This window comes from Nostoc sp. DSM 114167 (assembly GCF_052692655.1).
On sequence record NZ_CP195116.1, the window covers coordinates 3,361,741 to 3,374,840 of the forward strand.

At 40.0% G+C, this 13,100-nt stretch carries 11 protein-coding genes; 4 read left to right on the top strand and 7 right to left on the bottom strand.

What is annotated here, in order from left to right; genetic code table 11:
* Nucleotides 1-56: 56 nt before the first annotated feature.
* The gene (locus NSTC731_RS14250) at nucleotides 57-1,514 is read right to left on the bottom strand and encodes an efflux RND transporter periplasmic adaptor subunit (RefSeq protein ID WP_445631377.1); all 1,458 of its coding nucleotides are present in this window, start codon (nucleotides 1,512-1,514) and stop codon (nucleotides 57-59) included.
* 570 nt (nucleotides 1,515-2,084) lie between these two features.
* On the opposite strand from NSTC731_RS14250, the gene NSTC731_RS14255 reads away from it, so the two are divergent.
* Both NSTC731_RS14255 and NSTC731_RS14260 read left to right on the top strand, forming a co-directional pair.
* Nucleotides 2,085-2,966 carry an Npun_R2479 family HD domain-containing metalloprotein gene (locus NSTC731_RS14255; protein WP_445631378.1) on the top strand — a complete coding sequence of 294 codons (882 nt, stop codon included), beginning with the start codon at nucleotides 2,085-2,087 and terminating at the stop codon, nucleotides 2,964-2,966.
* Between the two features lie 169 nt (nucleotides 2,967-3,135).
* A complete protein-coding gene (locus NSTC731_RS14260) occupies nucleotides 3,136-4,251 on the top strand; it encodes an ABC transporter permease (RefSeq protein WP_445631379.1) in 1,116 nt (371 codons plus the stop codon).
* Between the two features lie 74 nt (nucleotides 4,252-4,325).
* Here the strand turns inward: NSTC731_RS14260 and NSTC731_RS14265 are convergent.
* The 5 genes from NSTC731_RS14265 to NSTC731_RS14285 form a co-directional block, all read right to left on the bottom strand.
* Nucleotides 4,326-5,203 (bottom strand): IS630 family transposase gene (locus tag NSTC731_RS14265; RefSeq protein WP_445626187.1). Its coding sequence is split into 2 segments (ribosomal slippage): nucleotides 4,326-4,871 and nucleotides 4,874-5,203, totalling 876 coding nucleotides; the frame shifts between segments, so codons are not numbered across the junction.
* Nucleotides 5,204-5,238: 35 nt separating this feature from the next.
* Nucleotides 5,239-5,511: a hypothetical protein gene (locus NSTC731_RS14270; protein ID WP_445631380.1), complete on the bottom strand. Its 273-nt coding sequence runs from the start codon at nucleotides 5,509-5,511 to the stop codon at nucleotides 5,239-5,241.
* A 30-nt stretch (nucleotides 5,512-5,541) separates the two neighbouring features.
* A complete protein-coding gene (locus NSTC731_RS14275; RefSeq protein WP_445628360.1) occupies nucleotides 5,542-6,453 on the bottom strand; it encodes an IS982 family transposase in 912 nt (303 codons plus the stop codon).
* Between the two features lie 167 nt (nucleotides 6,454-6,620).
* A complete protein-coding gene (locus NSTC731_RS14280) occupies nucleotides 6,621-9,329 on the bottom strand; it encodes an ATP-binding protein (RefSeq protein WP_445631381.1) in 2,709 nt (902 codons plus the stop codon).
* 83 nt (nucleotides 9,330-9,412) lie between these two features.
* Nucleotides 9,413-10,483 carry an AAA family ATPase gene (locus NSTC731_RS14285; protein WP_445631382.1) on the bottom strand — a complete coding sequence of 357 codons (1,071 nt, stop codon included), beginning with the start codon at nucleotides 10,481-10,483 and terminating at the stop codon, nucleotides 9,413-9,415.
* Between the two features lie 190 nt (nucleotides 10,484-10,673).
* Between NSTC731_RS14285 and NSTC731_RS14290 the strand changes: the two genes are divergently transcribed.
* Together NSTC731_RS14290 and NSTC731_RS14295 are read left to right on the top strand one after the other, a co-directional pair.
* Nucleotides 10,674-11,216, top strand: a complete 543-nt coding sequence (locus NSTC731_RS14290; protein WP_445631383.1) for a hypothetical protein — start codon at nucleotides 10,674-10,676, stop codon at nucleotides 11,214-11,216.
* Between the two features lie 41 nt (nucleotides 11,217-11,257).
* Nucleotides 11,258-11,863, top strand: a complete 606-nt coding sequence (locus tag NSTC731_RS14295; protein WP_445631384.1) for a hypothetical protein — start codon at nucleotides 11,258-11,260, stop codon at nucleotides 11,861-11,863.
* Here the strand turns inward: NSTC731_RS14295 and NSTC731_RS14300 are convergent.
* Nucleotides 11,860-12,885: an ABC transporter permease gene (locus NSTC731_RS14300; RefSeq protein WP_445631385.1), complete on the bottom strand. Its 1,026-nt coding sequence runs from the start codon at nucleotides 12,883-12,885 to the stop codon at nucleotides 11,860-11,862. The genes NSTC731_RS14295 and NSTC731_RS14300 overlap by 4 nt on opposite strands.
* Nucleotides 12,886-13,100: the final 215 nt, after the last annotated feature.

Genomic DNA, 13,100 nt, shown 5'->3' on the forward strand with positions numbered 1-13,100 from the left:
CTCTCGTAGAGAAGGGAGCCGAAGTATTGGTCATTGGTCATTTTTCCCTATTCCCTTCAATTTGCAACTCGAACCCGATCGCCATCTTTGAGATAGCCTGCACCATCAACGACAACGCGATCGCCTAACTGTAACCCACTCTTGATTTCCACTGTGTCGTTATTGCCAGGATCTCCTAACTCGACTTTCTGGCTGCTGACTGTATTTTCACCCGATAAGATGAATACAATTACACTTGTGTCAGCTTGGGACTGGACTGCTTTTTGTGGCACTACCATTTTCATCCCTGAGTCAGTAGTAATTGCAGCACTAGCAAACATTCCTGGTTTTAGTAAAGTTGTTGGCGGCAAGTCAATTTTCACTGTCGCTTCTCGTCTTTGATCGTTGAGCTGTGGTTGTATATCTCTGACTCGGCCCTGCGATCGCACCCGCCGATCGACATCAGAAGTAATTTGCACCGATGCGCCAATTTTCACCTGAGTTAGTTGAGTTTCGGGCACCTTCGCCTGGAGTTCTAACTTTTCATCTCGGATAATCGAAAATAGCTTTTGTGTGCCACCAATCACCGTCCCCACCTGGGTTTGCGGCGGTACGCCAGTGACATCACCGACTCTAGCTAGTTTCTCGGCAATTACTCCTGAAACCGGCGCACGTACTACAGTTTGTTCCAATTGAGTTTGCAGTTGTTGCACTTTCGCAGCACTGCTTTTAACATCGGCTTTGGCTTTGTTGACGATCGCTTGGGCGTTATTAATGTTAGCTTGGGCACTGCCGATATTAGCCTGGGCACTACGTATATTTTCTTGGGACAGGTTGACAACTTCTATGGCAGTTTTCACAGCGTAAGAACGAGTATCAAGTTCTTGTTTGCTGATTGTTCCAGAGTCAGCGAGTTTTTGATAGCGCTGATAATTTTTGGCTGCTTCCTCCAATCTCGCCTTAGCTTGAGCTAAATCGGCTCGTCTTTGCTGGACTATTGCTTTATTTGATGCCAAATCTGCCTGCTTGGATGCCAAATCGGCTTGTTTGGATGCCACATCTGCTTGTTTCGATTCCACATCTGCTTTTGCTTGGCTAATTTGATTTTGCAGTATGGAACCATCTAACACTGCCAACACTTGACCTTGTTTGACAAAAGCTCCTTCTTTGACATTTGCGGGGATGCTTTTAATTTGTAAACCGTTTGTTTGCGGTAGCACCGGAATTAAATCACTCGCGGCTACAGTCCCAGTAGTTTTGAGTGTACGGACAACACGGGCGGTTTCTACTGTGGCGGTGGTGACAGTCATCGCTGGGTTAACTTTTTTATCCGCTACCGCGCTTTGTTGACGGGATGGAAAACGATTTAATACACTCATTCCAACCAAGGCGATCGCAATTCCTAAACCAGCACCCAAGAATAATGGCTTCAACCATGCCCTGGTTTGCTTTTGATCTGATTTGCTTAAAAAATTCCGATTTTCAGAGGTTATAGCTTCTTCCACCTCAACTTCTGAAAGACTTTCATCGCTCACAGTTTCACCTCTACTTGCTGTTTATACATACCAAACCTTGGTATTTTCTTAAAAAAACTTGAAGTTTATTTACTTCGATATCAACTATGACGTATTTCATAGTGAATGTCTTTTATCGACAACAGTATATAATATAACCTTTTAGCTAAGAGAAATTACTGTTAAAGAATGATAATAAATTTTATGTAGATTATGATAAAAAAATTCTCTCATCTTATAGAGCTACTCTATGTCACACACCATCTGTATTGAGATCACTGTCATCCAATGCTTAGATATGAAAAACTAAATATAGCCGATCTAGATTTATCTAATTAGAATCGAAAGTATTTATGTACCTTGGTAGACCAGGAAATTATTTTTTACACGTAATCAATCATTTCTCTAATGCCTTTGTGTTGCTAGGAAGTTATATATCCAAACATAGATAAAGCTAGCGTCTACAGGTACGCGTGAGTTACAAAGGAGCAAACTCCATTGCCTGAAATTCCAGCAAGGATGGCCTTGATTAGGGAATTTTGAAATCAATCAAAATCAATAAAAAATTGGTATATACCAGAGTCACCAGATATGTTCAATGCCACTGAAATTTTAATTGATGCCTTCGTAAATGAAATTCGAGACGGCTATCGCCGCACTTATGGCTGCTTTAAACATGATTATCAGGATATTATCGCCTGGGCGGGTAACATGGCTTTGGAAAACATTGCCAATAGCGATGCCCTTTACCACAATGTTGAACACACTGTCTTAGTCACCCTGGTGGGACAAGAAATTTTACGTGGCAAACACATCAGGGAAGGCGGTGTTTCTAGTGAAGACTGGTTACATTGTATTATTTCTTTAGTCAGTCATGATATTGGCTATGTTAAAGGAGTTTGCCGACAAGACCGAGAAACAGCAAACTTATATGCCACAGGTAAAAATGGCAAAATGATTTCTGTGGCTGCTGGCGCTTCTGATGCCAGTCTGACACCGTATCATGTTGATAGAGCCAAGCTGTTTATTGATGAGCGGTTTGGAGGTCACAAGTTAATCGATGCTGAGGCAATTAAAAGCAATATTGAATTGACTCGATTTCCTGTACCTGCGGCGGAAGACCATCAAGATACGAAGTGCTTTGCAGGATTAGTGCGTGCTGCTGATTTGATTGGTCAACTAAGCGACCCGCGTTACCTAAAGAAAATTACTTCTTTATTTTACGAATTTGAAGAAACTGGTGTAAATAAAGTTTTGGGCTATAAAACCCCTGCCGATTTGCGTAACAACTACGCTAAGTTTTACTGGAATGGCGTCTATCCTTATATCCAAGAAGGACTGCATTACTTATCATTGACACAACAGGGAAAACAAATTCTCGCTAATCTCTACTCAAATGTATTTGTTGTGGAACATCAAAAACAACAGGAAGAACAGCAGCGGTATTTAGAGAAGTTAGCAGTTGGGAATTAGAAGTTGGAAGTAGAGACGCGATTAACCCTTGTCTGTACAAAATAGGAGTAGAGACGCGATTAACCTTTGTCTGTACAAAAGTTGGGAGTTGAAAATTATTAATCATGAGTTATGAATTAAGATAAAAACTTAATAACTCATAACTCCTAACTTATAACTCCTAACTACTATGGATTGGTGGCGACGACTTAAGAAAAATCCTTTGGCACGATTTGGGGTAACTTTGCTGTTAATTTTCTATATAGCAGTAATTGCAGCTGATTTCGTAGCTCCTTATGACCCCTATGCTTCACAGCCTAATGGTTCACTGCTGCCACCAACCAAGATACACTGGGTTTCTCAGTCAGGGCAGTTTATTGGCCCTTATGTTTATCCGACAACTCAAGGAGATACGAATTTAGATACAGGCGATCGCGAACTCATTGTAGACTCGAAAAAGCCTTCGCCTCTGCGTCTATTTGTCTCCGGGTCAGAATACCGTTTGTTGCAGATGAGTTTGCCACTACCGCCTACGTGGGATGAAGTCACAATTTTTCCTGGTATTCCCTTAAATTGGCATTTATTTGGCACAACAACTGGCGCAAAAATCAACATCTTCGGTACTGATGACCAAGGCCGCGACCAATTTAGTCGCTTGCTGCATGGCGGCCGCATCAGTATGTTTATCGGGATTTTTGGCATTATCATTACTTATCCCCTCGGTTTGCTCATCGGGGGAATTTCCGGCTATTTCGGCGGTGTAACTGATAGCATCATTATGCGCTTGGCAGAAGTGTTAATGACTTTCCCCAGTATTTATCTTTTGGTGACATTGGGTGCAGTCTTACCAGCAGGTTTAAGTAGTACCCAGCGCTTTTTGCTGATTGTGGTGATTACTTCGGTGATTAGCTGGGCTGGTTTAGCACGGGTCATTCGGGGACAGGTACTATCAATTAAAGAGCGAGAATTTGTTCAAGCCGCGCGGGCAATGGGCGCGAACCCAATTTATATAATTATCCGTCATGTTTTACCGCAAACAGCTAGTTATGTAATTATCTCTGCGACTCTTGCAATTCCTAGCTTTATTGGTGCAGAGGCGATATTGAGTCTCATCGGCTTGGGTATTCAACAACCAGACCCCTCTTGGGGCAATATGCTTTCTCTAGCTAGCAATGCTTCAATTTTGGTGTTGCAACCTTGGCTAATTTGGCCGCCGGCTGTGCTGATTATCCTCACAGTGCTGGCATTCAACTTACTTGGTGATGGGCTGAGAGATGCACTTGATCCTCGTAGTTTGAGAAGATAAGCCTTCAATAAATAGCAAATGGGTACTCCGAAATAACAAATGGGTACTCCGAAATATAGCTGTTGCCAGTAGAGTTAGGACACAGCAGATTTGAGAACAGATTCCATAGCTGGTCGTAAATCAGAACAAGAGGATAAGATGTGGCGAATACGACATTTAAGCCAAGCCCAACACTTTTCAATGCGGTTGAGGTCTGGAGAATAAGGCGGCAAATATAATAACTGACAACCTGCCTGCTCAATCAATTGGGCAATACGTCCGCCATGATGAAAGGTGGCATTATCAAGAATAATCACTTGTCCTGGTTGGAGTACAGGAATTAAGCAAGTGGAAACCCAAGTTTCAAAAACTATTCGATTACAAGCTCCTTCCACAGTAAATGGTGCCATCAACTGTTGTTGGCAGTAGGCAGCAATCATATTGACCCGACCCGTTCTGCGTCCTGACTTGAGTGCTTCAAACCTTTGACCTCGTTGACACCAGCCATAACCGTAATCATCCCGTGCATCCATTCCTGATTCATCTATATACACTCGTTGTGACTCTGGAATTAAATCTAATTGCTGGATAAAAATGGCACGTTTAGCCTGATCTCGTTCTCGGTATCCATAAGACTTTTTTTTCGAGACCAACCTATTTTTTTCAACCCTCGTGAAATCGTCCTCGGACTGATCTGACCTGACCATAGCTGTGCCATTTGCACTTGTGTCTTGTCCCCGTGCATTTGAGCAAACTGACTAAACTCCTCCCAATCTATAATTTTGGCGTTTGTTTTCTGGGGACGAGTCGGCTTAGGCTGGTAGTCTCCAGTTTCCGCCTGCCTTTGTAGCCATAGATTTATGGTGTTGCGACTGATTTGGAATACTTGCGCCGCCTCAGTTTTGGTCATGCCATCTAATACGATCGCATTGATTACTTTTTGTCTTAAATCATAACTGTAGGGTTTTGGCATCGACTGTATTTAATTTTCTCTTTTACCTTCTCAGTTTACGTCCTAACAGTCTTGTCCGTTGCTATAGCAAATGGGTACTCCGAAATAACAAATGCGTACTCCGAAATAGCAAATGGGTACTTCAAAATAACAAATACGTACTCCGAAATAGCTTTTGCGAACGCCGAAATAGCTTTTGCGAACTCCGAAATAGCTTTTGCGAACTCCGAAATAGCTTTTGCGAACTCCGAAATAGCTTTTGCGAACCCCGAAATAACTTTTGCGAACTCCGAAATAACTTTTGCGTAGGCGTAGCCAGCCGTAGGCATCGCTCGTACTCTAACGTGAGTTCGACGGAACTAAAAAATGGCAGGAGGTAGCGCAGGCAAATCTTTTGGGTAAATATCAATTGAAGGTTTTTTAGGCAAATAGGTATAAGCAGCTAAACCAGCCATCAAATTCACCAAAAAATTAAATGGACTACGATGGCGAGAGTGTTCGATTTGACATATATTTTTCAGATGGTCATTGACGGACTCAATCACAGCACGTTTGCGTAATAGAATTTTATCAATCAGTTTTACCAAGCGATTTTTCATTTTCTTTTTAGATTTTGTGATTAATTGCAACCCTCGTTCATATAACTCCTCAAATAATTTTTGAGAGATGTAACCTCTGTCACCAAAGAGTTTACCAATTAAATCTTTAGTCATATCTGGGACTGGTTTTCGGTCATCGATATTTGCTGGAGTTAGTGAAAATGCGAGTAATTCTCCACAATCATTAATAATCAAATGCAGTTTAAATCCAAAGTGCCAGCCCACAGAATTTTTGCCCCATTTCACCAACCCTTTAAATACCTTGTGAGAATGCGCTCGACAGTTGTGACAAACATCTATTGGGGTGGAATCGATAAAACTAATCCCTGTAATTTCTCCTGTTCGTGTATGCAAAAAACAACACAGCAACATTAAACACCAAGGCATGAGTTCCACAAATCTTGTGTAACTGACCAAATTTGGAAACACTCCACGCCAGCTTTGTAGTACGTGCAACGTATAAAATTCCTTAAAAGTCTTATAACCACTGCCATGAAACGCGATTACTATTGTCATCACTTCCGATAAATGCATCCTGGACTGACTGCGACGTTCTCCTTTGGTGGATGGTAACTGTGGTACTTGTTGCCATAAGCTTTGCCACTGATTGCAGAAATCATCCACATCCCAGAAGATTTGCGTGATATCAAGGCGAGATACAATGGTGGACATAGCCGAGACCCTTATTTTTCTTAGATATTTTTAGTCTCGGCATTTTTTTGTGATTTTTTGGCTAATCCTCAATTAATCTTAGCGATCGCTGCCGTGAATAACCTTGTTTTGCAAATCTATACATCGCAAGCTTTTTACCTTTTTATAACCGTCGAACTCACGTTACTCTACTGCTGCAAAACCCAACGGCGAAACAGTTCTACCATAATCTGCCAGTTTCCCTGAGTTTCCTCAACTACATCATGACGCTTTAGAGTATTCAGCGCTTCCTGTAAATTGGTGTCATTCAGACCTGTAGACTGAGCTAAGGCATCCAGACTTAGCCCTTCTGGGTGAGGTGCAAGCACTTGTACAATCGCTTGTTGACCCTCAGCACCCCGCGCCGCCTGACCCCAAACCCCATCAAAGTAGTAGCGTCCCCGTTTAAAAAACTCAGGGTTATTGAGAACTGCTTCCACGTCTTCTACTGTGAAAACTGGGTCACGCGATCGCCCTTGCTCAAAAACAAAGTCATTGTAGCGGCGCACTAGCTGAAAACCCAGCAGTTGCACTAAATATGGTTGACCGTGTGTCAAAGCATAAATTTTATCTAAAGCTTCCGGTATATAGTCGAGGAGGAAGTCTTCATTACCTGGGTTAGCTAGAATTTGGCGCGTAGCTGCACGTTCTTGAAAGCTGACATGGATATTAATTAAGCTTCCAAAGAATGGATGAAAGTAATTTGCTGTCATCTCCTCTAAAGTGTGCAAACCAGCAAAGGCAAAAGCGACTTTACAACTCATTTGCACCAACCCTCGCAGATAACCCATAAAGTCTGAAGGTATTTTGCCAGCATCAATCAATTCTTCAATCTTCTCGAATTCGTCTAAGGCAATAATTAGTCCACCTTCTAAATTTGATTCCGCTTGTTTCAAATACCGTTCAAAAGTTCGGTAGGGAAGATTCAGCAAATCACAATCAGCAGGAGGTGCAAGTTGTACAGCTTGAGAGATTTCATCACTAATTGCCATTAACACTTCACCAACACCTTGAGGGCTATCTCCCAAACGCAGTAAATTGACATATGCTAGCTTGATTCCTGACCCTAGACGGTTAGTAGCATTAAGCAAGATAGAGGTTTTACCCATGCGCCTATGACCGTAGATAACTACAGACTGAAGTTGATAACCCAGCACCCAAAGTTCTTGTAGTTGCTTGATAACATCTTCTCGCCCAATGAAAAGGTTTCCTTGAACGGGATCGCCAACTATGTAGGGATTAGCCACACGATGATCGATGCGAACTTGCCCTACCTCAGTAGCTACATCCATTAGGGCTACTGACCAATTAATCGCTATTTTGTTGATTAGCTCTCGTTCAAGTTCAGGTAAAATATAATATTTGTCTCGCAAACTTTTAAGTTCTCCAATAGCACGGCTAAGGGCAAAGGCTCTGGCAGAACGAGACGAACTATCCTTAATAACTTTGATATCTTCTGCAACTCGGCGCAAACTAGCAATTGCCTTCCAAGTCTCCGGGCGTAACAAACGTTCTATTGGAAAATTTGGTATTTGAAGAGTAGCAATATTATTTAAATTCTTAGCTCTATCAAAGTTGAACAAAGTTTGAGTAAGAATATACATCTCTGAGCCTTGATTTAGAGAACTTACAACAGCAAAAGCTTTTGTTGACTCGCGAAGATTTTTTTGATGTAAAAACCAAAATCCAGCAGCAGTAGCAGCAACAGGAGTATCCAATCGATACGATAAAGGAAATAGATAACCACAAAGACAACGAATCAATTCCCAATTGTAAGGAGGTTCGGCCAATTGTGCTACACGATATACTACTTGGTCTAAATCTGTTTCAGCTAAAACTTGATTAAGAGCTTTAATAATAGGTATAAATTGAAAAGTATAAGAAAAAAGTTTTTTAGCATTTATTGCTCCTTCTTCCCAATTATGATGTAACCAAATTTTTAATTGTTCAGATAGATAGGGAAAAGGTATTGGAGTTACATGGGGAAATTGCTGCCCTCTATTATCGTTACATAAGTTTTTTTTTCTAAATAAACTTAAAAGCCAGTCATCAGGACGTAAGAATATAAAACATACAACTAATATGGAGGCAATACCTGATAATAAAATAAATAGTGTAGATTTTACTAATCCAAACTCAACGGGAAGATTTTGAAAAATGACTAGAAAATTCGTTATAATAAATACAAATATAAATATGCTAATTATAAAAAATGATTCAATATTTGCTACATCTATTAGAATTACAAAAGCTGTCTGAATAGATATACTTAACCAAACAAATCGTAATGCTGAGAAAATTAAACTAGTTAATATATCTGCCGCTTGTTCTTTAGATGGCAAAGCACTAATACTATAAAATAGATTAAAAGTAATACTTAAATTGATAAATAAAGGTAGCCCACAACTTATCCAGCTTTTTAAAATTTCTATATAATAATTATTTCTATTCGATTCATAACTAGACAGATAAAATAGATATAAAAAGAAAAAATAACCAATAAATATTAAAAAAATGCCACCTAATACATATAAATAATTTAATGTAAAACCTATTTTTTGTAAAATAAAGACCTGACCTAATGCTAGAATAATCGCTAATATTAAACCCTGTAAAAATAATTTGGCTATAATTTTATTAGGCAATAATCCCCAAGCATTCTTCCAATTCAGATTTTCAGGAATAAAAAATCTTTCCGGCAAGTTTTGGGTGTACCAAAGTGTATACCATCGTAAAGCTTGGGGAAAGAAAAATACCCAGTGCAATAGGCGCATATAATCCAAGGGATTCCAAAGTGACAGAGGTCGCCTCAATTTAGGTGCTAAGTCTAAGGGGGGTACAGCGAGGTATTGGGTCATTATTCAGTCTCCTTTTTTACCTGTAAAAAAACCTAATTCTCTAAATTACCTTCCTTTGCAAAGGAGATGTAAAGCACTATATTTCATTGCAAACTCTCCACATACCGCGAATAAGTTTGATAACACAATTGCATCAGTTTGCGAGGATGTCCGCCACTTTCTTGGATGAGTTGGATGATTTCTTCTTCAGTAAAACTCACTGAAGTTCTAGCCAAACGGTTGGTAATAAAAGCACGGATAGTAGCTTCATCCCAAGGATGAATGTGTTCCTCTTGGCAAATACCTGCCAACGGAGAAGTCTTACCTTGCTCCTGACTATCGTTAAATAAGTTGTTGAGAGGTTTAGTGGCAGCTAAAATCAGTTTCAACGGAGCATTACTTCCTTCAGCTAAACCGCGCAAATAATCCCTTATTTGGCGAGTAAAATCTTCTCTCTTTAGTTTTCCTACATTGTCTAGAGCCAGTAGTATTTTATAATTTCGCAAATTGCGGGTTAACTGATAGTCTTTACTTTCGGGTATACCAATCTCGTGGCACAAAGCACTATAAAATTGACTTTCATTATGAAATAAATTCAAGTCTAAGAAAACTGGCTGACGTTTAACGTTTAGACGAGTTTCTGCTTCTTGGCAAATCATCCATAGCAGCGAGGATTTTCCGATTCCCTCTTCCCCAATTAAAACAACACTACTACCGCTATTCAACACCTCAAATATTCGCCGGATTTCGCGCTCTCGGTCAAAGAATAAATACTTTTCTTCTACTCTGGCATTAAGGGGAATGAAGGGATTTTGATTTCGCGGTAATAGATTATCTGACTGTGATTCATCTCCTTGTGCTAGATGAATTGGTTCTAGAATTGATTGTTGGGAAGGTAAAGTTGTTTCTGAATGCTGTTGATAATGATATTTAATTTGATTTTTAAAATTTTTCTTATTAACTTTTATCCCTAAATTTTTTGTAATCTTTTTGCATAAATTTGCACCTGCATCTCTCAAATATTGCTCAGAGAGAAAAGTCTGAGTAGCAATATCTGAATAAATCTGACCTTCCCAGATTCCTAAAAAAAGCTGTTCTTCCAATTCATTTAAGACTTGATTATTCTTTTTAGCAAACAGCGCATTAATGAATGCTAACGCTTGTTTTGAGTCCATTAGGCGTAATTGAATTGGCAGAGCGAAGTCAAAATCAGCCAATAGTGTAATACTTTACCCTACAAACCTACATTTGCCTACTTTCCCTTACAACAATTTAATCACTCAAACTTCCTACTAGCGCCTACCTATAGAGCCTGTGTCTCAAGTGATGATGGTGTTACAGAACAAAAGTTGAGGAGTTTGAGAAATGACAACTTTTAGACAACAGCTTGCACTTGCTCTTATCGCTGCCACCGCCACCATAGCAGCTGCCGGAGTGCCTGTCATAATGGGGCTTGGGAACAAATCTTCTCTAGAGTCACTCTCTGTCACCGCCACTTCTACAACGTGTGATAAAGTTACTGTGGCTAAAGTATGCATTGATAATCTTACAGTGCAGTTTAATAGTAACGAACCTCAGCAAGTAAAAAATCGCGATCGCATATCTTTAAAAGCTGGAGATATTCTAAGATTATCAAATCTAACCTATTGCATACCATCTAAAGCTCCAGTCAATCGAGTAGAAGTAAAAGTTTATTTGTTTCCAAATGGAGTTGAGAGTTATAAAAATGGACTTTTCACTCCTAGTAACTTCCCAATTAATGCTGATTGTCATAATATTGGTAACTTCCAAAAAACTTGGAAGCTTGAACCAGGACAGCACCGAGTTAGCATATCTATTGTCAAATATGTTGGCAGCAACAGAATTATAGACAGTAGTTTCTACTTTAATTTGGATGTTGGACAGTAATTTCAGTCTTCTGTTTGAAAGGGAAAGCGAGTAATAGTTTTATGGCTTACAGCGAGTTTAGTTTAGCTAAAGCAAAACAAGAGTTTAGTTTAACCACGTTAGAAAAACGCGATATTTTCGCTCCCGTTACTGAATTAACAGCGAGTAATTTACTTGTAGAAACACTCAATTATAACTTCGATATTGCTTTAGGTAGCAATAGTGAAAAAGCACGTTCTGAGTTGATTATTGCACCAATTTTAGTTGATTTACGCCGACAATTACAAGAACAAATTGGTTTATTTTCTGGAGTAGATTTCACTGTCGATAATGCCAAAGGATTAAACGGTACTTGCGATTTTATTATTACGAAATCTCCAGAAATTCTAATTTTGACAGCACCAGTAATTACAGTTGTAGAAGCTAAAAAAGAAAATATTACTGGCGGTTTGGGTCAGTGTGCAGCAGAAATGGTAGCAGCCCAAATATTTAATGATCAAGCTACAAGTGAGATTAAAACAATTTACGGCGCAGTCACAACGGGCAGTATTTGGCAATTCCTGAAACTAGAAGCACAAACATTGAGCATTGATTTAAGCGAATATTATCTCAAAGATGTGAATAAAATTCTGGGGATTTTAGCCAGTGGTATTTCTCAAGAAATTTAATACCGAATTCGTGGATCTACATAAGCATTTAAAATATCAATTAAAATACTGGCGCTAACAACGATCGCACCAAAAAATACGAGTACTCCCTGGACTGTGGGATAATCGCGATCGGCGATCGCTTGATACAATCGATTAGCTAACCCAGGCCAGGAAAATGTTACTTCTGTCAAAATCGCTCCACCCAACAGAGAGGCAAAAGTCAATCCCAACACTGTAATTACAGGAATTAGGGCATTCTTTAAAGCGTGGGAAGCTAAAATCTTATTTTCACCAATACCTCTAGCTCTAGCCGCTTCTACATAATCTGCTTGCAAGGTTTGCTTTAAATTCACTCGCACAATTCGCTCAAAAATTCCACTGAGCAAAATTCCCAAAGTGAGACTTGGTAAAGCCAGATGGTGCAAGGATGCCAAAAACTGGGTGAAGTTTCCACCGAGTAAGCTATCAATTGTATACAATCCAGTCACAGGAGTGGGAGCCGGAAGATTGGGCGGAAAGCGGTTGGAATTAGGAAACCAACCCAGTTGGACTGAGAAAATCAACTGCAAAAGCATTCCCGCCCAAAACATGGGGAGTGCGTAGGTGATGATCCCAAATAAGCGCCCACCAACATCGAAATATGTCCCCGGACGAGAAGCCGAAAGAGTCCCAACTGCAATTCCGACGATGAGTGCAACCGCCATACTACATACTGCTAACTCCACCGTCGCCGGGAAATATTGACCAATTATGTCCCAAACATTCTCTCCCCGACTCAACAAAGAACTTCCCAAATCAAAGCGCAACAAATTTCCCAAATAATTGAGGTACTGTAACCACAGCGGAAGGTTTAAACCGAGTTGTTTTCGCAATTCTTCTTTAGCTGCTTCTGGCGCACGTCCACCAAGTATTGCATCTGCTGGATCTCCTGGTGTTGCTCTTAATAAGAGAAATACAATGGTGATAATTGTTAATAGCTGAAGTGGCGCAAGAAGCAACCGAGAAACAATGTAATATTGTAAAGCTTTAGAACGAGACATAATTTTAGTTATTTGTCATTTGTTATTTGTCATTTGTCATTTGTCATTTGTCATTTGTCACTTGTACTGAGCGTCTTGCCCTGAGCGAAGTCGTTGGCGCAGCCTCTCGTAGAGAAGGGAGCCGAAGTATTTGTCATTTGCAAATGACTGTAGCAGTTCTCGCTTGAGTGCAGTACAGTTTTGACCTCTCTCCAAACCTCTCTTCTACAAGGAGA